Here is a 24,858-nt window from a genome sequence, read left to right as displayed (position 1 = left end):
CTTCGCAGTGTGCACCCGCCGTTCGGGGACCTGTCCCTAAGATCCTCGTTCGTGGGTGAGCGGACGGTCGCGGACCGTTACCGGCTGGAGGAGCACCTCGGCTCGGGCGGTATGGGTGAGGTCTGGCGCGCGACCGACCTGGAACTGCACGAGACGGTCGCGCTGAAACGGACTGGCGACGCCGCTCGCGAGGCACGCATCGGCACCGAGCTCAGCCACCCGAACGTGATCACGGTGCACGGCACGGTGACCGACGGCGCCGAGCAGTGGCTGGTGATGGAGTACCTGCCGTCCCGCACGCTGGCGGAGATCATCGAGATGGACGGCCCGATCTCGCACGAGCGGGCCGCGAAGATCGGCGCGCAGCTCGCGGACGCGCTGACCGCCATGCACGCCAAGGGAATGGTCCACCGCGACGTCAAGCCCGGCAACGTCCTGGTCACCGAGAACGACGTGGCGAAGCTCAGCGACTTCGGCATCTCCCGGTGGGCGGAGGCGACCCGCGTCGGTGGCGGTGACGTGGCCGGCACGCCCGCCTACCTCGCCCCCGAGGTCGCGGACGGACACGAGGCGCGGCCCGCGTCCGACGTCTTCGCGCTGGGCGCCACGCTGTTCGCCGCCGTCGAGGGCACCTCGCCGTGGGGTTCGCCGGACGCGGGCGCGCAGGAACAACTCCGGCGGGCCAAGGCCTACGACATCACGCCCGCGCGGACCTCCGGCCCGTTCGGCGACCTGCTCGCCCAGCTGATGCGCCGCGACCCGCAGGACCGCCCGGCCACCGAGAACGTCCGGCCACTGCTGGAGGGTGCAAAGCTCCCGAAACCGTGGCGCCGCAAGGCGATCATCATCGGCGCCGCCGCCCTCGTGGTCGTGCTCGCGGCCGGCGCGGTGATCTACGCGAAGCTCCCGGCGGCCGGCACGGTCGGTGATCCGGCCACGATGGACGTCTGCGGACTCGCCGCCGGCAAGGACGACTACCAGCGCTTCAACGCCCGCAACGCCGACACGGCCGCGGAGAAGTCGTACTGGTTCAACGGCTGTGCCACCTGGGTCTCGTTCGACGAGAAGGGCGACGACGGCGTGGTCGTCGAGTACTTCGTCAAGCAGTTCGTCCAGTACGGCGACGCGAAACCGAACGGCGTGCTCGGCCAGATCCAGCACAGCGATCCCACCAAGGGCGCCTGTACGAAGGCGATCGAACTGGTCGACGGCAACCTCCTGCAGATCGATGTCAAGACGGGCGGAACGTCGGACCGCCCGCTGTGCGACATCGGGAACGTGGCGGCCGAGCACGCGCGGACCGTGCTCGGCGAACGTCAGATCCCACGCCGCGCGCAGCCGTGGCCGCAGGACTCGCTCGGCGCGGCCAACGCCTGCGGCCTGCTGGACAAGGACGTCATCCGGACCCAGCTGGAGGCCGAGGCGACCCCCTACCCGTGGAACGAGCTCGGCCACTGGGGCTGCGGCTGGGACTACCAGCAGCGCTCCGCGTTCATCGAGTTCAGCCGCCAGGGGGCGTTCGAACCCGACGACGGCACACCGGTCGACCTCGGCCGCGGGAAGGCCGTCTACGAGCCCGAGGACGGCGCCTGCGAGTTGTCGTACCAGCGCAAGGCGCTTCCGGACGACCGGTTCGAGGTCGTGGTGGTGACGCTGGCCGACAAGGACGCCAAGGATCCCGCCACGCTGTGCGCGGGAGCGATCTTGCTGGCGCAAGCGGCAGTAGCCAAGCTTCCCTAGCCCGTTTAGGGTGCCCGCCATGCCCTCAGGTAGACAGGCCGTCGTGCTGCTTGCCGCCCTCGTGGCGGGTTGCGGCACGGCGATCCCCGGTTCCCCCGTCGCAGGACCGCAGTTACCTCTGACATCGACGTCCCAGACCGTCACCGTCGTGACGCCGGCGCCACCTTCGAGCAGCAGCAGCGCCGTTCCCCCGCCTGCTCCTCCGCCGCCGCCTCCTCCCGTCGCGAAGTTCGGCAACCCGGCCGGCACCGCCGCCGTTCCGGCAGAGGCCGCCGCCGAGGACACCTCCAAGCCCAACCGCGTGATCGGCACCGGCACGCCCGCGTCCTGCACGTCGCAGGCCGTGGTCGACGCGGTCGCCGCCGGCGGAGTCGTCACCTTCAACTGCGGCGCGCAGCCGCTCACCATCCCGATGGCCACGACCGCGAAGGTCCGCGCGAAGACCGTGCTCGACGGCGGCGGCCGGATCACGTTGAGCGGCCAGGGACAGCGCCGGCTGCTCGACCAGAACGGGCCGCGGCTGGTGGTCCAGAACATCACCCTCGCCGACGGCAACTCGACCGGGGACAAGACCGAGGGCGGTGGCGGCGGCGCGATCATGGTGCTCGGCGGTCAGCTCAAGGTCGTGAACTCCCGCTTCGCGAACAACAAGTGCGATGCCAACGGCCCCGACCTCGGCGGCGCCGCTATCCGCGTGACCGACTGGGCCCAGAAGGTGCCGATCTACGTCGTGAACAGCACCTTCGAGGGCGGTGTGTGCTCCAACGGCGGAGCGCTGAGCAGCATCGGCGCGTCGTTCGTGGTGCTCAACAGCCTCATGAAGAACAACAAGGCCATCGGCCGCGGCGCCAACCCCGCGCGCGGTGGCACGCCGGGTGGCGGCAGCGGTGGCGCGATCTACAACGACGGCAACACGTTCACGCTGCGCGTCGCCGGCACCCTGATCGAGGACAACCAGGCCAACGAGGGCGGTGGCGCGGTGTTCTTCGTCAGCAACGACAAGTCGGGCTCGATGTCGGTCGAGGGCTCCACGCTGCGCCGCAACCCGAGCCTCGGCTTCGAGACCATCAAGGGGATCTTCTACCTCGGCGTCGGCGAGAAGCCGAAGGTCACCGCCTCGACGGTGCAGTGAGCCTGCCCGCGACCAGCAGCAGCGCGAGGCCGAGCACGGACATCGCGAGGCTGAAGCTGTAGACCCAGCGGAAACCCAGCTGCTGGGACACACCGAGCAACGCGCCCGCGACCATGCCGCCGACGATCTGGGTGTTGCTGAACATCGTCGTGGCGTGGCCGGGGCGGCCGGGGTCGAGGCTCTGGAAGTACGTGATGCCGACGCCCATGATCAACGAGATGACGGTGGCGTGCAGCAGCTGCGCGGCCATCACCTGCCAGATCGAGTCGGTGAACACCATCACGCCGTGATAGCTCAACGCGATCACCGCACCGATGAGCACGAGCTTGTGCTGCGACATCCGGTTCGCCAGCGAGCCGAACCACAGCATCATCGGGATCTCGAGCGCCGCGCACAGCCCCATCGCGAGCCCGGCGTCCCCGGCCGTGCCCTGCAGCTCGGTCGTGATGAACAACGGCAGGCCGCTCACCGCGAGTGCCACGGCTCCCTGCAGGAACAGGAATGCGGCGGACACGACCATCATGTTGCCGCGCGCGGGCCCTGCGGCTTCTTCTTCCTCGGCCTGCTCCTCGGTCTGAGCGGGGGGCACCGGAAGCGTGAGGGCGAGCACCGCGACACCGAGTTGCAGCACTGCGGTGGAGGCGAACAGGCCGATCCACCCGGTCTTCGCGACGAGCAGCGCGGCCACCGGCGGTCCGGCGACCCACGCGACCGAGAGCAACGTGCGCAGCACGCTGACGACCATCGACGGTCCTTGTGAGACCTGACGGCCGTACGCGAAGAGCTGCGGCAGCAACGACGACGTGATCGCGATGAACACCACGGACGTGCCGAGCAGGAACCAGTAGTCGCGCAGCACGGCGAACAGCCCGTAGCCGACCGCGCCGGCGACACCGCCCACGGCGAGCATGTACCGGCGCTGCACCCGGCCGTCGGAGAGCTTGCCCATGATCGTGCTGGCGACCACCGACGCGAGCGGGCTCACGATCAGGAAGAAGCCGAGCTGGAACGGCGAGACCTTGATCTCGCTCGTGAGGAACAACGAGCCGAACGGCAGCGCGAACGCCATCGACAGGCCCGACACGACGCTGATGACGGAGAGTTGGAGGAACGTACGGGACAGGAGCGGCGAGGATCTTCTCTCGCTGAGTGCCGTCACCCGCTAATCGTGCTCGTTGACCGGTCAATCAGGAAACTAGATATCCCATGATGCGGGCAATGTCTCACACAACGACGATCGCGCCGTCCCGACGGTGATCTGCACCACCCCTGAGCAGGCCTGATCCGGTCATTTCGACCACCTGGCAGCCGCCGAAGAACATGTTCGGAGCGCGGAACCGGGTGACCGGGAGTTCGCTTTCCGGTCGAATTCCCGGCTCGACGTGGAGGTGGTCTCCGCTCAGGTGCATCCGGGGCGCGTCGACGGCGTCCTGGGCGGGCATGCCGCGGTCCAGGACGTTCACGAGCACCTGCAGGATCGCGCCGCTGATCCGGCTCGACCCGGCGCTGCCGAGCACGAGTTCGGTCCGGCCGTGGTTGCTCACCACGGTCGGCGCCATCATCGACGGCAGCCGGTCGCCGGGCGCGTGGCTGAAGAACCCGTCCGGCGACAGGTCCTCCTCCCCCATCATGTTGTTCAGGTGCACGCCGGCGATCGAGATGCCGGAGCCCGCGCCGTTCGTCGTCGTGACCGAGCAGGCCGTGCCGTCCGCGTCGAGCACGGAGATGTGCGTGGTGGAGCCGAGGCGGTTCAGGTGCGTCTTCGGCGTGGCCAGCGCACGGATGAGGTCCTGCTGCGACGGGTTGTCCGGCAACGCTTCCAACATCTGCGTCAGCAACGCACCGCCCGCCGCGGGTGGTGGGTTCGTGTGGATGTCACGGCCACGATGCTTCACATGCAACGGCTCGCGCTGCACGGCGTCGTACGCCTCCAGGTCGGCGCGGCTCAGATCGCCACCCTGGGAGGTGATCCAGTCGGCGACCGCGCCCGCGATGTCGCCGGTGTAGAACGGCGCCGCGCCGTCGCTGCCCAGCCGGTCGAGGGCTTCGGCGAGTTCGGGCTGGACGAGGAGTTCGCCCTCCTCGAACGCGGTGAGGCCGGCGCCGTGGGCGAGCGGCAGCAGCAACGTCGTGACGTACGCCTGGTACCGGTTGACCCGATGGCCTTCACGCGCGTGCATCGCCGCCGTGGCCACGAGTTCGTGCAACGGCGCCCGGCCGTAGGTGGCGGCCTTCGCGGCACCGGCGGGCATCCCGTAGGCGGCCACCGAGGACGGTCCCACGTGGAATTCCTGCTGCGCGTCACCGAAGTGGACGGTGATGGGGTCGAGCGGGGCGCGGTCGCCGGTCTGCTCGCGACCCGGCGCCATGGCGGAGAAGTCCAGCAGCACAGGGGTTTCCCCGGCCGGGGCGATCATCATGTACCCGGCGGACCCGAGCCCCGTCAGCAACGGCTCGGTGACGCACGACGTCAGCATCGCCGCGATGGCCGCGTCCACGGCGTTCCCACCGGCACGCAGCAGCGCCGCGCCCGCCTGTGCGGTGAGCGGGTGGCCCGCCGCGATCGCGCCTCGCACCGTCGACCTCCAGAAGTGAAGGCAATCAACGGTAGACCTGTGCGCGAACGGCGGGCCACCCGGACTACGTCCTACTTCTTCGTGGCCGAGTAGTTCCGGAAGTTGATGTAGGTGTCGAGGATGTCCGACGACGCGCTCTCGACCGAGCGGTAGATGCCCCACTTCGGCCGCACGTAGTCGCCCTCGTCCGGGATCTTCACGCCGGAACGCTTGCCCTGCACCGCGATCGGCGCGCTCGCCCCCGTGCCGTTGCGCAGCACGAAACCGACCGTGCCGCTGGAGCCGGGCGTGATCGTCCACTCGACCGTGACCCACTTGTCCCGCAGCGGGGCCAGGTTCGTGGCGGCGATGTCCGGCGCGCCGTCAGTGCTGAACGCGCGTGCCCGGATCGTCTCGGTGCTGCCACTGCGGCTCAGGGACAGCGTCGTCCACGGGCCGCCGTTGGTGCTGGGCGTCTTGGTTTGGAAGATGTGCGTGAACTTGCTCGTGCCGTGCAGCGATGACGGCATGTACATCTCGTACGAGATGACCCACGTCTCGCCGTTCTTCATCTTGAGCGCGTTGCCGCCGGACACCATGCCCTTGGACTCGGTGCGCTGGCGGTCGCCGCCACCGGTGGTGTCGCGGTCGTTCTTCCAGATGTTGAACCGGTAGGCGTCGCCCTGGACGACGATGTACTTGCCCTTGCGGTCGGGGAACTTGTTGCCCCGGTCGACCTCGATGCCCTCGAACGCCTTGAGGCCGTCGGTCGCGGGGTTCGGGCTCCACGCGGGTGCGGCGTGGGCGGGGATGACGGTGACCAGCATCAGCGCGGCGGCCGTCAGTGCGATTTTCATCGAGCTTCCTTCCTGGCGGCAGCACCGAAGGTAGGAGGTCTCGACCTGCGTTGTCAACGAACGTGACTAGAATTGCCTCTGAATGACAAGATTCATCGGAGCTTGAGGGCCAGCCGGACGGCGTCGGCGCGGGAGTGCAGGTCCGCCTTGGCGAACAGGTTGTTGATGTGGGTCTTCACCGTGGCCTCGCTGATGAACAGCCGCCGGGCGATCTCGCCGTTGCGCAGGCCTTCGCCGATGAGGTCGAGCACCTCGCGCTCGCGCACCGTGAGGTCGATGCCGGGCTGTTCGACGGGCCGGCGGCTCGCGAGGTCCAGCAGCCGCAGCTGCACGGAGGGGTCGAGGATCGCGTTGCCGGCGTGAGCACCGCGCACGGCCTGGATGATGGTGGCGCGGTCGGCGTCCTTGGTCAGGTAGCCGCGAGCACCCGCGCGCAACGCCTCCAGGATCGACTCGTCGTCGTCGAACGTGGTCAGCACGACGACCGGCAGTTCGGGATGCGACCGCCGCAGCACGCTGGTGGCCTCGGCGCCGCCCATGACCGGCATGTTCAGGTCCATCAGCACGACCTCGGGGGTCAGATCCCCCACGGCCGCGACGGCGTCCTGGCCGTTGGCGGCGGTGCCGACGACCGTGATGTCCGGGTCCAGGTCGAGCATGACGGCGAGCCCGTCGCGCACCGCGGCCTGGTCGTCCACGATCAACAGCCTGATCATCGGGGCAGCTCCATCCTGACCGTCCATCCCGGACCGTCCGGCCCGGCGGACAACGTTCCTCCCAGCAAAGCAGCCCGTTCCCGCATGCCGGCGAGCCCCATCCCGCTCCCCTGCCCGTGCTGCGTCCCGTCGTCGGTCACCGTGAGCACGACCGCCGAGGCCGAGAACTCCAGCGACACCGCGACTTCCGCGCCGGGCGCGTGCTTGTGCGCGTTGGCGAGGGCTTCCTGCGCGGCACGAATGATGGTCTGCGTGATCTTGACGCTCACCTGTCCGGCGTCACCGGAGGCGTGGAACGACGCGCGATGTGTCTCCGCGAGCCGTGCGATCGCTTCAGGCAACGGGAGTGTCTCCTCCCGCAACGCATGCACGGCGCGACGAGTCTCCTTCAACCCGGACACCGCCAACGCCCGTGCGCGCAGCACGGCCTCGTTCGCCTCGGTGGTCTTGCCGGCACCGTGCAAGGCGTCGGCCATGTCCAGCTGCACGGCGATACCGGACAACGAGTGCCCCACGACGTCGTGGATCTCGCGCGCGATGCGGCCGCGTTCCTCCAGCACCGCCGTGTACTCGGCGGCGGCGAGCGCGGCGAGACGTTCGCGGCGCATCAGTCCCAGCAGCACCGGGAGCCCGGCGGTGAGGCACAACCACCACGGCGGCACGTCCGAGTGCCCCGCGGCCTCCGCGACCCACGTCGACGCCATCGCGACCAGCGAACCCGCCGCGGCGATCGTGACCGAGGCCCGCCTCGACGCCAGCTCTCGCCCGGCCGATCCGGTCGCGACGAAGACGAACGCCACCCCGGCGGTCGAGGGCGCGAGCGCGAACATCGGTGCACTGGCCAGCACGAACAGAGCGGCGAGCGCGACCTGCGCACGTGCGGGCAGCCGGTCGATCACGAACACGGACGCGACCGCCGCGGCGATCACCACGGCGGTCAGCGTCCAGGTCAGTTCAGGCAGGCGCGGCGGCCGGTCGATCAGCTGGACCACCGTGACCGTCGCGATCGCCAGCGTCACCAGCGGCCTGAACATCTCGTCGGCGAGTCTCATCGGGTCGAATCATGCCGGGTTCCGTGGACCTTCTCCTGCCAGGAGTCCAGGAACGCCGACGTGCGGTGCGGCGTCCCGTTGCGGCCCTTCGACCACACGACCTGCCCGCGCACCCGCACGGCCTTCGACATCACGACCAGTCCCTCGGCGAGCAGACCAGCGCCGACGACGACCATCAGTCCGTTGGCCGCCTGCGCTCCGCTGGGAGCGAGCAGGAATCCGAGGGCGAACCTCGCGGCGATGCTCGCCACCCAGAGCACGATCGTCATGGCCGTGTAGCGCAGCATCACGATGCCGTTCCGCTCGTACGTGCGGATGGTCAGTCCTCGCAGCAGACCGAACACGACGCTGAGCGCGGCGCTGACGAGCAGGAACGCCAGCGCGTCCACCGAGTCGACCGACGTCTGCGTCAGTCCGATCACCCCCAGGATCACCGGGAGCAGCAACAGGCGTTTGCCGACAGCGGGTTCTCCGAGCAGCCTGCGGGCCATCACGAAGACGATGGCGGCGGCGATGAGGACGATCTCCATGGTTGTGTTCATGCCGTCAACGTTAGGAATTCGCGCAGGTCAGCGCGTGGACCCAGCGCCGTAGCCAGGGTGGAGATCCGTCTCCACCCGAGGGTTGAGAGCCGGGGCAAAACGGGTAATTCGACAACCATGGAATGGATCACCCGGTTGATGGAGGCGTTGGGCTCGCCCGGCGCGGGCCTCGCGGTCGCACTGGAGAACGTCTTCCCGCCGGTGCCGAGCGAGGTGATCCTGCCGCTCGCCGGGTTCACGGCCGGTCAGGGCAGGATCTCGCTGGTCGCCGCGATCCTGTGGACGACGGTGGGCTCGGTAGTCGGCGCTCTCGTGCTCTACGGCCTGGGCGCGTGGCTCGGGCTCGAACGGCTGCGGAAGGTCGCGGACAAGATCCCGTTCGTCACCGCGTCCGACGTGGACAAGGCCGACGCGTGGTTCGACGAGCACGGCAACAAGGCCGTGTTCATCGGCCGGATGGTGCCGGTCGTGCGGAGCCTGATCTCCATCCCCGCCGGGGTCTCCGGGATGCCGATCGTGAAGTTCACGCTCTACACCGCGGCGGGCAGCCTCGTCTGGAACACCGCGCTGATCCTCGCCGGGTACGCGCTCGGCGACAACTACGAGCTCGTCGACCGCTACCTGGGCTGGGTCTCGACGGTGGTGCTGGCCGCGCTGGCCATCGCCATCGTCTGGTTCGTGGTCTCCCGCCGGAAGGCACGCCGTTCGTAGAGCACCGACGCGACGGCGATCGCCAGACCGGCCACCGACAGCGCCACGCCGACCCACGCCGTCGAGGTGTAGCCCCAGCCCGCCGCGATGGCCAGGCCGCCGAGCCACGCGCCCGCGCCGTTCGCGACGTTGAGCGAGGAGTGGTTGGACGACGCCGCGAGCGACGGCGCGTCCGGCGAGGCGTCCATCAGCCTGACCTGCAGGGCGGCCGCGAGGATCTGGATGGTGAAGCCGAGCAGGAACAGGAAGGCGAACAGGAACGCCGGGATGGTCGCGGTGAGCCCGAAGAGGGCCAGGATCACGGTGACCGCGATCAGTCCGCCGAACACCGACCCGGTCACGGACCTGTCCACGAACCGGCCACCGAACGTCGCGCCGAGGGTCATGCCGAGCCCGAACACCGCGAGGATCCACGGCACCGCGCTCGAGGACAGCCCGGCGACCTCGGTCGTCAGCGGGGCCACGTAGGAGTAGACGGCGAACATGCCGCCGAAGCCGATCATGCCGGTGAAGATCGCGAACCACACCGTCGGGCGGCCGAACGCGCGGACCTCGCCCTTCATCGACGCGCCCTCGACCTTGGGCACCAGCGGCACCCAGGCCGCGATCGCCGCCGCCGTGACGAGCGCGATCACCGAGACCGCCAGGTAGGCCGTGCGCCAGCCGATCTGCTGCCCCGCCGCTGTTGCGAGCGGCACGCCCACGAGGTTCGCCACGGTCAGTCCGACCATCACGCGCGCGACGGCCGTGCCGCGCCGTTCGGGAGCAACGAGCGTGGCGGCGACAACGGCCGCGATGCCGAAGAACGCGCCGTGCGGCAGTCCGGCGACAAACCGCGAGATGAGCAGCAACGACTCGCTCTGCGCGGCGGCCGACAGCCCGTTGCCCAGGGCGACCGCGAGCATCAGGCCGATCAGCATGCCCTTGCGCGGGAGCTTGGCGCCGAGCACCGCGATCAGCGGCGCGCCGACGACGACACCGGCGGCGTAGAGGCTGATCGCGTGGCCGGCCTGGTAGTCGGGGATGCCGAACGTCTCCGCGATCTGCGGCAGCAGTCCCATGGTCGCGAACTCGGTCGTACCGATGCCGAACCCGCCGAGCGCGAGAGCGGTCATGGCGCGGGTGGTGTTCAAGGCTTCCCCATGGTCGGTGAGCAGCAGAGACTAGTTAGCTACCGCATCGATTTTACGGGTCTTCTGAAGCGCTTCAAAAGACTCCGGACCGGTGCCGCTCCTCACACGCCGATCGAGGAATACCGACACCAGCGCGATGACGAGTCCACCGAGCGCGAGCAGTGCTCCGATCCAGTTCGGCGCGGTGTAGCCGAGGCCGCGCTCGATCGCGAGACCGCCGAGCCACGCGCCACCTGCGTTGCCGAGGTTGAACGCCGCGATGTTCGCCGCGCTGGCGAGGGCCGGCGCGCCTTCCGCGGTCTGCATGACCCGCATCTGCAACGGCGGCACCGTGGCGAACCCGGCAGCACCGAACAGCACGATCGTGATCGCGGCGAGCACCGGCGAGTGCGCGGTGAACACGAACGCGGTGAGGATCGCGGCCAGCGCGATCAGGATGATGATCGTGCTCTTCATGACCGACCGGTCCGCCGCCTTGCCGCCCAGCAGGTTGCCCGCGAACAGGCCGACGCCGAACAGCACCAGCAGCCACGTCACGGCGCCGGACGAGAAGCCCGCGACCTCGGTCATCATCGGCGCGATGTAGGTGAACGACGCGAAGACACCAGCGAATCCGAACGTGGTCATCAGCAGTGCGAGCCACACCTGCGGGTTGCGGAACACGGCGAGTTCACTGCGCAGGTCGCCGCCCTGGGCCTGCTGCTTCGGCACGAGGAACACGATGCCGAGCAGCCCGATCACGCCGAGCACGGTCACGGCCCAGAACGTCGAACGCCAGCCCAGTTCCTGACCGAGTGCCGTACCCATCGGCACGCCCAGAACGTTCGCCACGGTCAGACCGGTGAACATCAACGCGATGGCGCTTGCCCTGCGTTGCGGTGCGACGAGGTCAGCGGCGACGACCGAGCCGACGCCGAAGAACGCGCCGTGCGCCAGTGCGGCGATCACGCGCCCGCTCATCAGCACGCCGTACGTGTCGGCCATCGCCGAGACCAGGTTGCCCGCGATGAACAGCACCATCAGCCCGAGCAGCATCTTCTTGCGCGGCAGACGTCCGCCGAGAACGGTCAGCAACGGCGCGCCGATCACGACACCGAGCGCGTAACCGGAGATCAGCAGCCCCGCGCTCGGGATGGAAACGCCGAGGTCGGTGGCCACCTCGGGCAGCAGTCCCATGATCACGAACTCGGTCGTGCCGATGGCGAAGGCGCTGATCGCGAGGGCGAGCAGGGCGACAGGCATGTCACACAGTCCTTGAAGTCGTAGGTTGTCCGCGCGAGCAATAGTTGCACACGCGGGCAATTGCATGCGACTCCTGTATCGGTGAAGCGCGTCACGCCGCCCTGGGCGTGAGCACGGTGCGGTCGAAGGGGCCGCCATGTGCGGCCGCGTAGGTGACCGCGTCGTTGACCTGGCCGAGGCCGAACCCGGTGTTGCGTTCGGGGACGAGGTCCAGGGCACCCGCCGCGACGAGCCGGATCATGCCGACGTTCGCCGTGCGCGGGTACATCCACTGACCGCGCACGGTCACCGAGTTCCGCATGATCCAGGGATAGGGCAGGGCGAGATCCGCGCCGCCGAGCATGCCGACGCCGCCCATCAGCACGACCCGCCCGTACTCGCGCACGGTCATGGCCGCCGCACGCGCCGCCGAACTCGGTGCCTGGGGCGGCAGGAGATCGAGCACCAGGTCGACGGGGCCGTCGGTGGCCGCGGCCATGGCGGAGCGGTCGGCGTCCTCGTCCCCGCTGAGCTCGACCGGGCTCAACCGCGGGCCGAACCGGTCGGCGAGCAGGTCGAGGACGGCTCGGTTGCGTCCCGGCGCCACCACGTGCCCGGCACCCATCGCGAGCGCGACCGCGACGGCGCTGCTGCCGAGGTTGCCGGTGGCTCCGCTGATCAGCACCGTCTCGCCGGCCGCGAGCCCGCCGGCCAGCAGTCCACCGTAGGGAATGGTGTGCACGCCCAATGCGGACCAGCGCGCGGGATCGGCTCCCACGGGCAGCACGTACACGTTCTCGGTGGGAACTCGCATGAGTTCGGCGAACGATCCGTCGTGCAGGTACCGGGCCAGCCTGGCGCCGCCTTCGCCGCGAGAACTCCAGCCCTGCAGCGTGATGTCGGGGATCAGGGCGTCGTCGCGGGCACGGACCGTCGAGTCGCACCAGACGAGGTCTCCCACCTTCAGCCTGGTCGCATCCGGGCCCACCTGCGTCACTCGGCCGATGCCCCCGACACCCGGAACCACCGGTGGTTCCAGTGGATAGCGCCGTTCACCGCTGAACACCTCTGCCGCGTACGGCGGCACACAGGTCGCCAGAACCTCGACCAGCACCTCACCGCCGCCGGCCACCGGATCGGGCACGTCCTGCACCACGAGCGGGGAACCGAACGCCGTCAACGTCGCTGCACGCATGGGAAAGCCTCTCTGTCGTCCCTCGTCACGCTAGGGACGCCAACGACATGCGGGAAGCGAAGATCCAGCATCTATGCTATGCGTAGTCAGCATGGACGTGTCGAGCGCGAGCCTCCGGGTGCTGTGTCAGATCGCCGAGTCGGGCAGCTTCACCGCGGCCGCCGCACAACTGGGCTACACGCAGTCCGCGGTCTCGCGCCAGGCGATCGCCCTCGAACGCGGCGTCGGCGCCACCCTGTTCGAGCGGCGGACCGACGGGGTCCGGCTCACCCGGCCAGGACTGACGCTGCTGCGCCACGCCCGGACGATCCTGGAGTCGGTCGACGCGGCCCAGCGCGACCTGACCGACGAGGCACCCACCACGGAACTGGTGCGGCTCGGACTGGTCCTGAGTGCCGGACCGGTGATCCTGCCCTCCGCACTCCCCCTGCTCGCCAGGACCGCGCCCTGGGTCCAGGTGTCCACCCGCGAGGGCACCACGCCCGCCCTGGCCAGGGCGTTGCGCACCGGTTCGATCGACGTCGCCGTGCTCACCTCTCGCCCGCCGCACCGGCCACCGGACGGCGAGTCACCACGCCTGCACATCACAGCCGTCCAGGACACCGAGCTCCTCGTGGCGGCGTCGGCCACCGGCACGTTCGCGGGCCGCACGTCCGTGCACGTCGACGAACTGGTCGACGCACCCTGGATCGCCAGCCCCTCGTCGAGCGCGGAGCCGCTGCTCGGCGTCTGGCCCGGCCTGCCGGGGCGGGCGCGCGTCGTCCACAGTGGACGGGACTGGTTGACGAAGCTGCACCTGGTCGCCGGAGGTGCCGGAGTCACCACGATTCCGGAGGGCCTGACGACGGTCCTCCCGCCCGGCGTGATCTTCCTGCGGGTCCAGGGCGCGCCACCCGAGATCCGCCGGGTCCTCGTGGCCCGGCTCCCCGGCACCGCCACGCCGGCGATCACCGCCGTCACCGAGGCGATCATCTCGGCGACCCGCCGGTAGACACGACGAAGGCCGGCCCCAGCGGGACCGGCCTTCTCTCGGAACGGACTCAGATGCGCGGGACGTCCACGAACGTCCGGCCGTTGAGCGGCTGCGTCGCACGGGCGTTGCCCGCGGTGAACAGACCCTTGAAGCGCGCGATGGTCGCGGCCGTCACGTGCTGCTCACCGGTCAGGTACCACTCGACGCCCTCGGTGAACGGCGCCGTGGTGAGCGAGCCGGTGTAGTGCAGCGTGTGGTGACCCGAGGGCAGCAACCGGTTGAGGTTGATCGGCTCGATGTCGACCGGCGCACCGCACTCGGGCGAGAGCCTGGCCAGCACGTCGTCCACGACGGAGTGCGAACCGACGACCAGCGGCACACCGACGACCAGCAGCTTGCCGGCGGCACTGCGGTGCACGAGGTGCATCTCGAGCGGGGTGTGGCGGCCACCGAACGCGTGCTCCGACGGCGTGTGGAAGTGGAACTGGACCAGGTCGTATCTGGTGCCGGCGACGGTGACGTGGCCTGCTCCCGGCTCGACCTCCGCCTCCTCTGTCTCTTCGTGATTGCGGGTCGTGCAGCCGTTGGCCTGGTCCGTGTCCTTGCGGATGTACTTCAGCTCGAGCGCTGAATGCCCGTACGAGACGTCGAGCTTGGCCGCGTTCGGATCGAACCGGATCGCGTTGGGCGTGACGTTGACGGGGCTTTGCGTCGGTGTCGCCGACTCGGCCGCGCCACTCGCGAAGAAGGTCGCGGTGAGCACGAGCGGAAGAAGAGCCGGAAGGGACCGCTTGAAGTTCATAACGTTACTTTTCACCCGATCGGGTGAAATGCGGAAGTGGAGTGTGTTCGCGCTCTCATCGGCCGGAAATATTCCCGCGAGCCAAACGGGACAACACTGAAGTGCTTCAGCTTCCGGAAGTGTGTCGATGCAGGTCACGGCACCCGCAAATACCTTGCAACAAGGCCTTCCGACGTGAGTTCGTTGTGCCTGCAAATTCGAATTGAGACAGCCGCAACAATTGAAGAACGCAACCGTTCTTGATCACTATTGTCCGATTGGCACTGGTTTGCCGAATTTGCCTGAAGTGACTCCGTTCACGGAGCGTGTCCGGCAGAATGGACCGATGGTCACCGTCGCCGACATTCGCGCCGTGGCACTGACGCTGCCGCACACCACCGAACACCTCATCCGCGACCGCGTGAAGTTCCGCGTGGGCCAGATCGTCTACGCGGCGCTCTCGCGCGACGAGACGGTGCTGGGCTTCGGCTATCCCCGCGAGGAACGGGAGGCGCTCGTCGCGAGCGACCCCGTGAAGTTCGCGTTCCCGAGCGAGTCGGACTTGCGCTTCCAGTGGGTGCACGCCTCGATGGCCGAGCTGGACGTCGAGGAGATGACGGAGCTCGTCATCGGCGCCTGGACGATGTGCGTGCCGAAGAAGGTCATCCGCGCGCGCCTCGGCGAGGACTTCATTTAGTCAACACTGAAGCTATCGAGTACACCGTCGTTGAGGGAGACGAACGTGCCGTCGCGGTGCGCGGTGGGCCGGAACCCCGGCACCAGGCCGATTCGCGCGCCGCGGTCGGGGTCCCAGACCTCCAGCCCGTCCGCGCCGGCGACGTACAGCAGCCCTTCGTGACCCCACATCGTGCCGACGGGTCCCGCGAACGGCTCCATCCGGCGGCCACTGGGCACGGCGTACAGCTCGACGCCGTCGATCATCTCCTCGTCGTCCTCGCCGATCCGCTGGACGGCGACGACGTGCGGGGTGACCCAGGTGATGGGCTGGTTCCACGCGTAGTACCGGTCAGCCAGGTCCTGGTAGGGCGGGTCGCCCCCGTCCCGCAGCCACGCGTCGACGTCGAAGACCCGCGGAATGCCGACCGGGTGCCACACCCAGCCGTCGGCGACGAGCCAGCGGCCGGACGGGCTCGGGACCAGCCGGCCCTGGAAGTAGTCCAGGTCCGGTTCCCGCTCGGTCAGCAGTTCCCCGGAGGGCAGGGCGAAGACGTCGAGCCGGTTCCAGGCCGTCGCCGCGACGACCCGGTCCCCCGGCAGGAACGCGAGCGGGTACGGCGTCTGCTCGACGTGGTACGTGCCGCGGTCGAGTCGCAGCACCACGTCCCCGGACCGCGTGTCGAGCACGACGGCCTTCCGCCCGCGGTCGTGGACGACGGCCGCGTACCGGCCGTCAGCCGAAGCGTGCAGCGCAGGCGACGGCCGCCCTGTCCCCGGCAGGAGCAGCGGCACGTCCCACCGCCCGCCACCCGAGCCGGCGAGTCCGTGCGCCGTCACCGCCAGCCAGCCGCCCTCCACCAGAACGAGGCAGCGGTCGTTGAGCGGCTGGACGTCGCAGGGCTCCGAGCCGCGGGTCCCCGCCACGGGCCGGTCCTCGTGGCGGACCTCGGGAGTTCCCTTCCAGCCGACGGTGCCGCTCTCGTCGACGGCCCGCTCGACGCATCCCTCGCAGGCGGTCAGCAGCGGCTTCTCGACGCACTCCACGCACGCCAGGTCGTACCGCATGCCGGAACCCGTGAGCACGCGGTAGAAGTCCGGCGGCTCTTCGACGAGGAGGTGTTCGCACACGCGCGATGAACCGGCGACGGCCGCGTGGCCGCACTCGAGCAGTCTCACAAGATCGAGGCTACTCAGCGCAGAGGCAGCCCACCCCGGGTTCGATCCATTCCTGGCCCACCCAGTCCGGGTGCCGCTCGATCAACACGGCCCGCACCTCCGCGACGATCTCGTCGAACGCCATCGCGGAGTCGCGGCGGCGCCACGTCTCGTCCCGCAACTCCCCCAGGTAGTCCCGAACTCCTCGCAGCACCTGGATGTCACCGACCGACCCGTGTCCCGGCACGACGACCCGAGGCCGGCCGGCGATCAGCCCGTCCATCACGTCGATCCACGCGAGGCCGGAGACGTCGGTGTCGTGCGGCGGGAACCACGGGAAGATCGCGAACTGCCCGGTCTCGGCCAGGTCGCCGGTGAACAGCACGCCCGCGTCCGGCACCTCAACGACCTGGTCTCCCAGCGTGTGGCCGCGGCCGGTCGGCCTGAGCAGCACCGTCCGGCCGCCGAGGTCGAGCGCGCGGGTGCCGTCGTACACCTCGTCGGGCACCGGGACCTCGACGCCGGCCAGCCGTTCGGCGATCGTCCCGCCGAACCCGCGGAACTGCTCCAGGTAGCCGGATCCCTTGCGCCGCAGGTCTTCCGCCTGAGCCCGGTTCACCAGGTAGGAGCTTTCGAAGACAGACGCGCCGAACGCGTGCTCCGGGTGGAAGTGGGTCGTCGTCAGGTGGATCCGCCGTCCGTTCGCGATCTTGTCCGCGAAGGTCAGCACCTCGGTGGCGTTGGTGAGGCCGAGTCCGGTGTCCACGACGAGGATCGCGTCGGTGCCACCGATGATCCCGATGTTGGGCACCAGTGCGACGTGCTCGTTGGGGATCACCAGCACGTCGGAGGCCACCTCTACGGCGCCGGAGACGTGGACGACGGGGTCAGGAAGGTTCATGCCCCCACTTCACCCGCGCAGTGCGGCGCGCGTCCAAGACCGTCTGCGCACACCCGATACCGCGCGAGTATCGTGCCTGATCATGGAGCTGCGGACCCTGCGGTACTTCGTCGCGGTCGCCGAGGAGTTGCACTTCGGCCGCGCCGCGCAGCGACTCCACCTGAGCCAGCCGCCGCTCAGCCGGGCGATCAAGCACCTGGAGCACGACCTCGGCGTCACCCTGCTGGACCGCTCCCCCGCCGGCGTGACGCTGACCGACGCGGGCCAGGTCCTGCTGGCCGAGGCGAAGGTCCTGCTCGACCACTCCGACCGCATCCGCGCCAAGCTCACGCGGACGACGATCACCGTCGGCATGATGGGCGACCACGGCGCCGCCAGGCTCGCCGCCGCGTTCCGGAGCAAGCACCCGCAGGTCGAGATCCGCGTCCGCGAGACCGACCTGACCGACCCGACCTGCGGCCTGCGCACCGGCCAGGTCGACGTCGCGCTGACGCGCGGCCCGTTCGACGAGAGCGGCCTGAAAACCCTTGTCCTGCGCGAGGATCCGGTCGGCGCGGTGCTGCGTGCCGATGATCCGCTCGCTGCTCGCGAGCGGATCACCACCGCGGACCTGGCCGATCGTGACTGGTTCCAGTTCCCGGACGGCACCGACGAGATCTGGCGGAACTACTGGAACGGCGGCGAACCGCGCAGCGGCCCGACGGTCCGCGCCGTCCAGGAGTGCGTGCAATCCGTGCTGTGGAACGGTTCTGTGGGTCTGGCGCCGCTCGGCCACGATCTGGGTGAGCTGGTCGTGGTGCCGCTGACCGACATGCCGCCCAGCCCCGTCGTGATCGCGTGGGTCAAGGACGACCCGCTCACGCTCGACTTCGTCCAGGCGGCGACGCAGGCCTATCCCCGGCTGTAGCCCCACTTCGTGCGCGTCGCCGCGTCCTCGACGCCGGTGAAGCCCTCGTTCGGCACGAACACGTCCTCGCCGAAGTCGATGTCCGTGTCGTCGGCGTTGCCCCCGATGGCGTCGGCGCCGACGGCGAACATCGCCTTCGGGTTGCCGCCCTGGTCCATGAGCGTGTCGTGCTCGTTGAACTGGTGCTGGTGCCACGAACCGGAGAGGTGTCCCAGCTCGTGCGCCGCGATGTTGCCCAGCGCGCGGCCGACGAACAGGACCTTGTCGCTGGCCGGTGTGATGTAGGTGTTGAGCGAGACGGACGAGCCCGCCGGAGCGCTCAGCAGGTCGAGCTGGACCATCGCGGTCTCCTCGTGCCCGAAGTTGCCGGGGTCGATGGACTGCGCGATCGCCACCGTCTCCACCCCGGACTCGGCGATCGTGCCGCCGATGACGAGCCTGCTGACGTTCTTCTGCCCCCACGGGTCGGCGTGGTCACGGCTGTTGAGCAGCTTCACGCCGAAGTTGCCGTGCAGCGCCAGGTTCTCGCGGATCGTGTCGACCGCGACCGACGCCACGCGCTTCTCGTCGGCCGCGGTCAGGCCCCAGTTCGCGAGGAACTTCGACAACGGCGACAGCTGCTTCTCCCCCGGCGGCCCCCACACCGTGGTGTCGACGAGGGCACCGTCGAAGTCCACGAACACGGTCTGCGTCCCGGCTTTCTCGCTGCCGGGCCGGAAGGCCTTGACCGTCAGCTGGTACTGACCGGTGCCGTCCTCGACGCCGACGAAGTAACGGCCATCGCGCGGTGCCAGGAAGTCGGCGGCCGCGTTTCCGCCGCCGGGCAACGGGTTCTCCTTCGGGTAGACGCCGGAGAAGTCCTGCCGGGAGCCCATCACCTCGCGGCCCCTGCTGTCGTGCACGGCGACCTTGCGCGCGGCACCCGCGACGGACGCGCCGATCACGTCACCCGCTTTGAGGTCGACGGCGAAGAAGTCCTTGTCCCCCTTGCCTTCGCCGGCCGCGATCGTCAGCTCGTAGGAGCCGGCGGTGTTCAGAGCACCGGTGACGCGGACGAAGAAGTCCGCGCCCGCGGCCAGGTCGACCTCCAGGCGGGCGTCGGTGCTGACGCCGACCGTGTCGTTGGCCGCGATCTCCGTACCCGCCGCGTCGAACACGGTCAGCACGGTGTCGAGGTCGCTGCCCTCGGTACGCGTGTCGAAGGTCGTGTGACCGTTGCCGCGCAACCGGTAGAAGTCCTGGTCCGCGCCGGTGATCCGGCCGGTCGTCCTGATCGCCCGGTGGGTCGTGCCGACGCCCGAGTCGCTCGCGGTCTGCGCGTTGTCGTTGGGTTCGGCGAACTCTCCCACTACCGGCATCGTCGGATCTGCAGCCAGCGAGCCCGTGAAGAGGGCGGCGCGATGCCGGCGGAAGTCCGTGGACTCGGCGGTCCACGGGCTGTCGTTGCGCCCACGCGCCGATGCCGGCTCACGTTCGGCGTAGGTGTAACCCGGCGCCGCGGCCGTGAGAATCCGGGCCCTCGTCTTCGCCTCACGCGCCTTGGCCGCCCTGGCCAGGTCGACCGCGCCCGGATCCGCCAGGAAGGCCAGCAACGGGTCCGGCTGCACCACCGCCGGCGCGGCCACCGCGGTCTGCCCGCTCAGCACCAGCGCGGTGACGGCGATCGCTCCCAGTAAACGCATGCATCCCCCTGGTAGTAGATCAACCAGACCTACACCGTGAGGCGGACGCAGGAGAAGAGTTCTGGCCCAATCAAGACAGGTGCACCGATACCGCGTAGTCGCCGCCGCGGAACTCCTCCCGGTCCCAGGTGGCGAACCGCTCGACGAGCGTCAGCCCGGCCTGGGCGCAGTGCTCGTCGTACTGCTCGACGGTGTAGCCGCGGTTCAGGCTGAACCCGGCGACCAGGAACCGCCCCACGTGCCGAGCCACCCCCGCGACGAGCGCGTCCTGAGTGCCCGGCGCGGTGAACAGCGGCACGTTGCCCGCCATGACGACCACGTCGAACGTGCGTCCGAGGTCGAGTTCGGCCAGGTCGGACCGCACCCACGTGATGCCCGGCGCCAGCTCGCGCGCGTGGGCGAGCATCGACTCGTCGAGGTCCGCGCCGACCACCTCGATGCCGTGCCTGGCGAGCTCGATCGCGACCCGTCCGGTGCCGCATCCGGCGTCGAGCACGGAGGCCGGGCCGAACGCGCGCACGAAGGTCGCTTCGCCGTGCACGTCCATCCCCGACTCGGCCAGTGCGTCGAATCTCTGCTGGTACTCCGCCCCGTTCCACACGAGACGCAAGCCTAGACCCGCAGATCGGCGGATACCGCATGCGTGAGAGCGCTGCCAAGGTCGAGGACATGACGCGCTTTCTGCTGGCAGTGGCGTTGCTCGTGGCCGCGGCCTCGCCCGCACAGGCCGCACCGCTCCGATGGGTCGGCACGTGGGCGACCGCGCCGTCCTCGGCGGTCTCCGGCACCGAGAACGGCTATCCGAACTTTTCGTTGCGCAACATCGTGCACGTCAGCGCTGGAGGCAAGGAGGTCCGCGTCCGGCTCTCCAACGCCTACGGGCGCACCCCGATCCTGTTCGGCCAGGTCACGGTCGCTCGCGCGGCGGGTCCGGACACACCCCTGGCGCTGGCAGGGACCATGCGCACGCTGACGTTCGGCGGCGCGCAGTCCATCACCGCGCCGCCCGGTGCCGACGTGATCAGCGACGGCGTGGCACTCACCGTGCCCGCCGACTCGGACCTGCTGGTGAGCGTCTACACGCCCGAGCCCGGTGGCCCGGTCACGCACCACCAGCTCACGATGCAGAACTCGTACTTCACCCGCGACGGCAACCACACGGCCGACGAGTCCGCCGCCGCCTACCGCGAACGCACGACGAACTGGCACTACGTCTCCGGTGTCGACGTGCGCACCTCCACGTTGCAGGGCAGCGTCGTGGCGCTCGGCGACTCGATCACCGACGGCGCGAACTCGACGTGGGGCGCGAACCTGCGCTGGCCCGACCAGCTCGCCGACCGCGTGAACACCCGCCTGGGCGTGCTGAACGCGGGCATCAGCGGCAACCGCCTCCTGCTCGACGGCGGTTCGGCCGGCCCCAACGCCCTGGCCAGGCTGAACCGCGACGTGCTCACCCAGTCCGGCGTCCGGTCGGTGATCGTGTTCGAGGGCATCAACGACATCCAGCAGACCCCGCACGAGACCGACCCCGCCAAGATCATCGCCGCGCTGAAGCAGATCGCCCAGCGCTCGCACGACCGCGGCCTGCGGGTCATCGGCGCGACGATCACGCCGTTCAAGGGCTGGAACAGCTACACCGAGGAGCTGGAGCAGGTCCGCCAGACCGTGAACGCGTTCATCCGCACCAGCACCGACTTCGACGCGGTCGTGGACTTCGACCGGGTGATCCGCGATCCTGCCGACCCGCAGCGGATCAAGCCCGACTACGACCAGGGCGACCACCTGCACCCCGGTGACAAGGGGTTCGAGGCGATGGCGAAGGCGGTGAAGATCGCCACGCTCTGACGCGGCCTACAGGAACATCGGGATCGGGTTCAGCTCCGCGTACAGGGTGGGTGCGGTGAGCCTGCCGAGCCGGACGGGCACGTCGAACAGCCGTCCGGGGGCATACCGCGCCCAGAAGCCGCGCAGCCCGGGCACGATCACCTTCACCACGGGCAAGCCGATGTCCGGGCGGGTCTGGTCGAGCACGAACACCTCCAGGCCCGCCTTCTCCAGCCGTGCCTGGACGTCCAGCACGTCGGTCAGCAGATCGCCGGAGGCGGTGTGCGGGTGGCGCACCGGCGAACCCGACGGGAGCAGGTAGGGCTGGTTCGCCACGGTGGCCGTGGTGAGCCAGTGCAGCAGGTCGTGGTCGTCGCCGGTGTGGCCCGCCAGCACGGCGGGCATCATCTGGTTCATCTCGGTCAGCGCGCGACGCGTCGCCAGCGCCGGGTCGAGGTGGGCGCCGAAGCCCATCACGACCTCCTCGTGTTCACCGGAGACCAGTCGCGACAACGCGACCACGACGGGCACGCCGAGGTCGGAGGTCAGGTCCAGGGCCCACAGCTCACGACCGAGTCCGGCGTGCACAGACCTGAGCTCGTCGATCCACGGGTCCCCGTCCAGGAGGACGGGCGGCTGTGAAGTCCGGTTGTACCACCACAAAGCGACGGCATCGCGCTCGACGAGCTCCAGCATTCCCTGCAGGACGGCGTCTTCGAGCGAGGACCCGGCCGCGTTGCCGTTCGAGTCGGCGATGAGCCGTTCGTCCACGCCGGTGCCGAAGTAGAGCAGACCTGTTGGCAGCAAACGGTGTTCGCCGCGCGTGAGGGACCACACCGGGGACCAGTCGATCTCCGCGTCGTCGTCGAACGGAGCGCAGACGTGCTGGAAGCCCGAGTGCGCGGCGTTCCAGGTCGCACGACCGTCGAACTGGCGCGGGTCGTACAGCTGGACCTGATCCGGGTGGATCGCCCGCAGACCGAGCGAACGGAAGCTGCCGCGCACGCGCGCCTCGTCGCCGTCGATCTGGGCGCTGTGCCGTTCCAGCGCCTCGCACAACGCGCCCACCTCGGCGTCCAGGGCGGTGACGCCCTTGCCGCCGTTCTCCGAGCGCAGGGCGGAACGGAGGTGGGCCGCGCCGCGGTGGCCGAGGGCGACGTTCGGGCCGGAGCGGAAGGCGTTGAAGAACGCCGGGCCGCGGTCGTCGCGCACGACGTCCTTCACCACCCCGGTGACCGGGCTGATCAGGTGGCGGTAGGCCGACAGCACCTCCTCCGGCGTCGAGGAACGGTATCCGCCTCCCGACGTGTGCACCGCCGGGCGTGAGGACAGTTCCACCGGACGCCAGGCACGTTCCCGCACCAGGGACGAATCGCCGCAGGAAGGGCACTGGGGCCGGGCGGAGACGGCGTGCCGCCTGCCGGTGAGGTCGCGGCTGTCGAACGTCCACAGGTCGCGCTGGCCGGCGTAGCGGTGACCGGCGACCCACTTCGCCGCCTCCAGGGCCACCAGGTTCAGCGCGACGGCCCGCAGCGGCTCGAAGTCGACACGGGACCGCGGCACCGCACCCGGCAGGCCGAGGGCGGAGCGGACGTGGGCCTCGGCGGCGCGGTTCGCCCACAGCCGATGGGAAAGGCAGTGGTAGCAGGGACCCGAGCCCGGCGTGAAGAACGGGCCGATGGACACCTTGGCACCCACCGGTTTGGCGAGCAGCCACGACCGGCCGGCGGCACGCAGCTTCGCGTCCACTTCGGACAGACCGTCGACGAGGTGGTCGGACACCAGAACGACGGTCAGCGCGCCGTCGCCCTCGGCGATCGGCGGCAGTTCGGCCTCGACACCGAGGCAGATCACGTCGACATCGGGCGTCCCCGCGGGTTCGACGCCCAGCGCGTCCCAGTAGGCGGAGCCGGACGTGCTCATGCCGACGAGTCCCGCCTGCGCGAGCTGGGTCAGCAGACCGGCGGCGTGCTCGGGAGACGCGTCGAACTCACGGCGCACCGCGGCGAGGTCCCGGCTGCCGTCGAGCAGCGGGGCGAGCGCCTCGACTCCGGCGCCGCGCAATGCGGTGGTGTCCTCCTCGGAGAACACGTACACCGCGTCGCCCGGAACGACCTCGGCACGCAGGTGCCGCTTGAAGCCGATGTGCCGTGACGTCACTCCGCGGCGGCGACGCGAGTGGCGCCACAGGCACGACACGGACTGACGGACTGCGTGCAGAAGCAGAGGGCGGCCCCTGCTCCGGTGCCCAGTCCGGCGCCGTCGAACGTGTCCAGAACCAGTCCGGTCTCCAGGCTCGGCGCGACACCGAACACCTGCTCGACCCCAGCCGTGAACTCCTCCATACCAGCCTCCCCAAACGAGATGTGGGCCACACTATCGGGCGATCCGGGTTTGCGAACCCCGATCGCCCGGCTATTCGTCGGAGATCAAAACGAACCGGTAAGGGGTCCACGCATGCGTCTCACGATCCTCGCCGCCGTGCTCGCGGTCGGCGCCACGGCCTGCGGGTCGCCGACCCCGGCGTCCCAGGGTCAGGCGGCCTCCACGACCTCGACCGCGCCCACGTCGGCATCGGCGCCGGCCTCGGGGAGCGACAAGCAGAAGCCCGCGGTGAAGGCCGAGCTGACCATGCAGGGCAAGCCGGGCCTGGGCCTGCTGACCGCCACGAACCAGGGCACCGCGCCGATCACGTTCCAGGGCTGGCCGAAGCTCGCCTTCACCAACCCCGCGAACCAGCCCGCCGCGATCCCCGTGGAGCAGAAGCTGGTGCCCGGCGAGGGACCGTCGATCACGCTGCAGCCGGGGCAGACCGCGTTCGCCGGAGTGCTGCTCGACGTGGACGACGACGCCAACTCGTTCGCCATCAACGAGATGACGGCCGAGCTGCCGGGCATGGTGCCGGTGAAGGTGACGTTCATCGGGACGGACGGCCAGCCGATCGCCGACCTGACCAAGCTGAAGGTCAGCGAGGCCAAGGTCGGGACGATGCAGCCGGCCGCCCAGGGCGTCACGGTCTTTGACTAGGTCGTGTCCTGCAAGTTTGTTCGGAGAGGCGCGGGCGAGAGACCCGGAGGCGGTGCCGCCGCAATGCCCTCATACC

The 24,858-nt window shown here is 69.7% G+C and carries 24 protein-coding genes; 8 read left to right on the top strand and 16 right to left on the bottom strand.

Annotated features, from left to right (window positions below):
* The first annotated feature begins 51 nt into the window (after positions 1-51).
* Positions 52-1,740: a serine/threonine-protein kinase gene (locus ACH413_RS19330; protein WP_360034227.1), complete on the top strand. Its 1,689-nt coding sequence runs from the start codon at positions 52-54 to the stop codon at positions 1,738-1,740.
* A 19-nt stretch (positions 1,741-1,759) separates the two neighbouring features.
* A complete protein-coding gene (locus ACH413_RS19325) occupies positions 1,760-2,872 on the top strand; it encodes a hypothetical protein (protein ID WP_360034230.1) in 1,113 nt (370 codons plus the stop codon).
* Here ACH413_RS19325 and ACH413_RS19320 read toward each other — a convergent pair.
* From ACH413_RS19320 to ACH413_RS19295, 6 genes are all read right to left on the bottom strand, one after another.
* Positions 2,850-4,031 carry a sugar efflux transporter gene (locus ACH413_RS19320; RefSeq protein WP_360034233.1) on the bottom strand — a complete coding sequence of 394 codons (1,182 nt, stop codon included), beginning with the start codon at positions 4,029-4,031 and terminating at the stop codon, positions 2,850-2,852. The genes ACH413_RS19325 and ACH413_RS19320 overlap by 23 nt on opposite strands.
* Before the next feature lie 64 nt (positions 4,032-4,095).
* The gene (locus ACH413_RS19315) at positions 4,096-5,448 is read right to left on the bottom strand and encodes a gamma-glutamyltransferase (protein ID WP_360034236.1); all 1,353 of its coding nucleotides are present in this window, start codon (positions 5,446-5,448) and stop codon (positions 4,096-4,098) included.
* A 71-nt stretch (positions 5,449-5,519) separates the two neighbouring features.
* A complete protein-coding gene (locus tag ACH413_RS19310; protein ID WP_360034238.1) occupies positions 5,520-6,284 on the bottom strand; it encodes a hypothetical protein in 765 nt (254 codons plus the stop codon).
* Positions 6,285-6,376: 92 nt separating this feature from the next.
* Positions 6,377-7,000 (bottom strand): response regulator transcription factor, encoded by a 624-nt coding sequence (locus tag ACH413_RS19305; protein WP_360034241.1) that lies wholly within the window; start codon positions 6,998-7,000, stop codon positions 6,377-6,379.
* On the bottom strand, positions 6,997-8,052 hold the full coding sequence (locus ACH413_RS19300) for a histidine kinase (RefSeq protein WP_360034244.1): 1,056 nt from the start codon (positions 8,050-8,052) through the stop codon (positions 6,997-6,999). Before ACH413_RS19300 ends, ACH413_RS19305 begins: the two co-directional genes overlap by 4 nt.
* The gene (locus tag ACH413_RS19295) at positions 8,049-8,594 is read right to left on the bottom strand and encodes a DUF1453 domain-containing protein (RefSeq protein WP_360034247.1); all 546 of its coding nucleotides are present in this window, start codon (positions 8,592-8,594) and stop codon (positions 8,049-8,051) included. The genes ACH413_RS19300 and ACH413_RS19295 overlap by 4 nt, the downstream gene beginning before the upstream one ends.
* A gap of 117 nt (positions 8,595-8,711) precedes the next feature.
* Here ACH413_RS19295 and ACH413_RS19290 point away from each other — a divergent pair, with 117 nt between their 5' ends.
* A complete protein-coding gene (locus ACH413_RS19290) occupies positions 8,712-9,305 on the top strand; it encodes a DedA family protein (RefSeq protein ID WP_360034250.1) in 594 nt (197 codons plus the stop codon).
* On the opposite strand, the gene ACH413_RS19285 is transcribed toward ACH413_RS19290, so the two are convergent.
* The 3 genes from ACH413_RS19285 to ACH413_RS19275 all read right to left on the bottom strand — a co-directional run bounded on the left by ACH413_RS19285 (position 9,212) and on the right by ACH413_RS19275 (position 12,854).
* On the bottom strand, positions 9,212-10,438 hold the full coding sequence (locus ACH413_RS19285; RefSeq protein WP_360034253.1) for an MFS transporter: 1,227 nt from the start codon (positions 10,436-10,438) through the stop codon (positions 9,212-9,214). The genes ACH413_RS19290 and ACH413_RS19285 overlap by 94 nt on opposite strands.
* 30 nt (positions 10,439-10,468) lie before the next feature.
* Positions 10,469-11,680, bottom strand: coding sequence for an MFS transporter (locus ACH413_RS19280; protein ID WP_360034256.1), 1,212 nt, complete (start codon positions 11,678-11,680; stop codon positions 10,469-10,471).
* A gap of 91 nt (positions 11,681-11,771) precedes the next feature.
* On the bottom strand, positions 11,772-12,854 hold the full coding sequence (locus ACH413_RS19275) for a zinc-binding alcohol dehydrogenase family protein (RefSeq protein WP_360034259.1): 1,083 nt from the start codon (positions 12,852-12,854) through the stop codon (positions 11,772-11,774).
* A gap of 91 nt (positions 12,855-12,945) precedes the next feature.
* Between ACH413_RS19275 and ACH413_RS19270 the strand changes: the two genes are divergently transcribed.
* Complete coding sequence (locus tag ACH413_RS19270; protein WP_360034262.1) at positions 12,946-13,845, top strand: LysR family transcriptional regulator; 900 nt, start codon at positions 12,946-12,948, stop codon at positions 13,843-13,845.
* Between the two features lie 49 nt (positions 13,846-13,894).
* Here the strand turns inward: ACH413_RS19270 and ACH413_RS19265 are convergent, their stop codons facing one another.
* Complete coding sequence (locus ACH413_RS19265; protein ID WP_360034265.1) at positions 13,895-14,629, bottom strand: carbonic anhydrase family protein; 735 nt, start codon at positions 14,627-14,629, stop codon at positions 13,895-13,897.
* 325 nt (positions 14,630-14,954) lie between these two features.
* Here ACH413_RS19265 and ACH413_RS19260 point away from each other — a divergent pair, with 325 nt between their 5' ends.
* Positions 14,955-15,305: an MmcQ/YjbR family DNA-binding protein gene (locus ACH413_RS19260; RefSeq protein WP_360034267.1), complete on the top strand. Its 351-nt coding sequence runs from the start codon at positions 14,955-14,957 to the stop codon at positions 15,303-15,305.
* Here the strand turns inward: ACH413_RS19260 and ACH413_RS19255 are convergent.
* A complete protein-coding gene (locus ACH413_RS19255; RefSeq protein WP_360034270.1) occupies positions 15,302-16,462 on the bottom strand; it encodes a hypothetical protein in 1,161 nt (386 codons plus the stop codon). The genes ACH413_RS19260 and ACH413_RS19255 overlap by 4 nt on opposite strands.
* Positions 16,463-16,472: 10 nt before the next feature.
* Entirely contained in the window at positions 16,473-17,342 is an 870-nt protein-coding gene (locus ACH413_RS19250) for an MBL fold metallo-hydrolase (RefSeq protein ID WP_360034273.1), read from the bottom strand.
* A gap of 82 nt (positions 17,343-17,424) precedes the next feature.
* On the opposite strand from ACH413_RS19250, the gene ACH413_RS19245 reads away from it, so the two are divergent.
* Positions 17,425-18,249 carry a LysR family transcriptional regulator gene (locus ACH413_RS19245; RefSeq protein WP_360034276.1) on the top strand — a complete coding sequence of 275 codons (825 nt, stop codon included), beginning with the start codon at positions 17,425-17,427 and terminating at the stop codon, positions 18,247-18,249.
* On the opposite strand, the gene ACH413_RS19240 is transcribed toward ACH413_RS19245, so the two are convergent.
* The gene (locus ACH413_RS19240) at positions 18,234-19,931 is read right to left on the bottom strand and encodes a hypothetical protein (protein ID WP_360034279.1); all 1,698 of its coding nucleotides are present in this window, start codon (positions 19,929-19,931) and stop codon (positions 18,234-18,236) included. The two genes, ACH413_RS19245 and ACH413_RS19240, sit on opposite strands and share 16 nt — an antisense overlap.
* Before the next feature lie 70 nt (positions 19,932-20,001).
* Positions 20,002-20,532, bottom strand: a complete 531-nt coding sequence (locus tag ACH413_RS19235; RefSeq protein ID WP_360035120.1) for a class I SAM-dependent methyltransferase — start codon at positions 20,530-20,532, stop codon at positions 20,002-20,004.
* A gap of 38 nt (positions 20,533-20,570) precedes the next feature.
* Here ACH413_RS19235 and ACH413_RS19230 point away from each other — a divergent pair, with 38 nt between their 5' ends.
* Positions 20,571-21,776 (top strand): SGNH/GDSL hydrolase family protein, encoded by a 1,206-nt coding sequence (locus tag ACH413_RS19230; protein ID WP_396425021.1) that lies wholly within the window; start codon positions 20,571-20,573, stop codon positions 21,774-21,776.
* 6 nt (positions 21,777-21,782) lie between these two features.
* On the opposite strand, the gene ACH413_RS19225 is transcribed toward ACH413_RS19230, so the two are convergent.
* Positions 21,783-23,915 carry a TOMM precursor leader peptide-binding protein gene (locus tag ACH413_RS19225; RefSeq protein WP_360034282.1) on the bottom strand — a complete coding sequence of 711 codons (2,133 nt, stop codon included), beginning with the start codon at positions 23,913-23,915 and terminating at the stop codon, positions 21,783-21,785.
* Entirely contained in the window at positions 23,912-24,100 is a 189-nt protein-coding gene (locus ACH413_RS19220; protein ID WP_360034285.1) for a hypothetical protein, read from the bottom strand. Before ACH413_RS19220 ends, ACH413_RS19225 begins: the two co-directional genes overlap by 4 nt.
* Before the next feature lie 112 nt (positions 24,101-24,212).
* Between ACH413_RS19220 and ACH413_RS19215 the strand changes: the two genes are divergently transcribed.
* On the top strand, positions 24,213-24,782 hold the full coding sequence (locus ACH413_RS19215) for a DUF4232 domain-containing protein (RefSeq protein WP_360034288.1): 570 nt from the start codon (positions 24,213-24,215) through the stop codon (positions 24,780-24,782).
* Positions 24,783-24,858: the final 76 nt, after the last annotated feature.

Source organism: Lentzea sp. NPDC020367, assembly GCF_044387305.1.
Taxonomy (GTDB): Bacteria; Actinomycetota; Actinomycetes; order Mycobacteriales; family Pseudonocardiaceae; genus Lentzea.
Note: the sequence above shows the minus strand (reverse complement) of the source record. Positions and strands in the feature narration are given on the sequence as shown.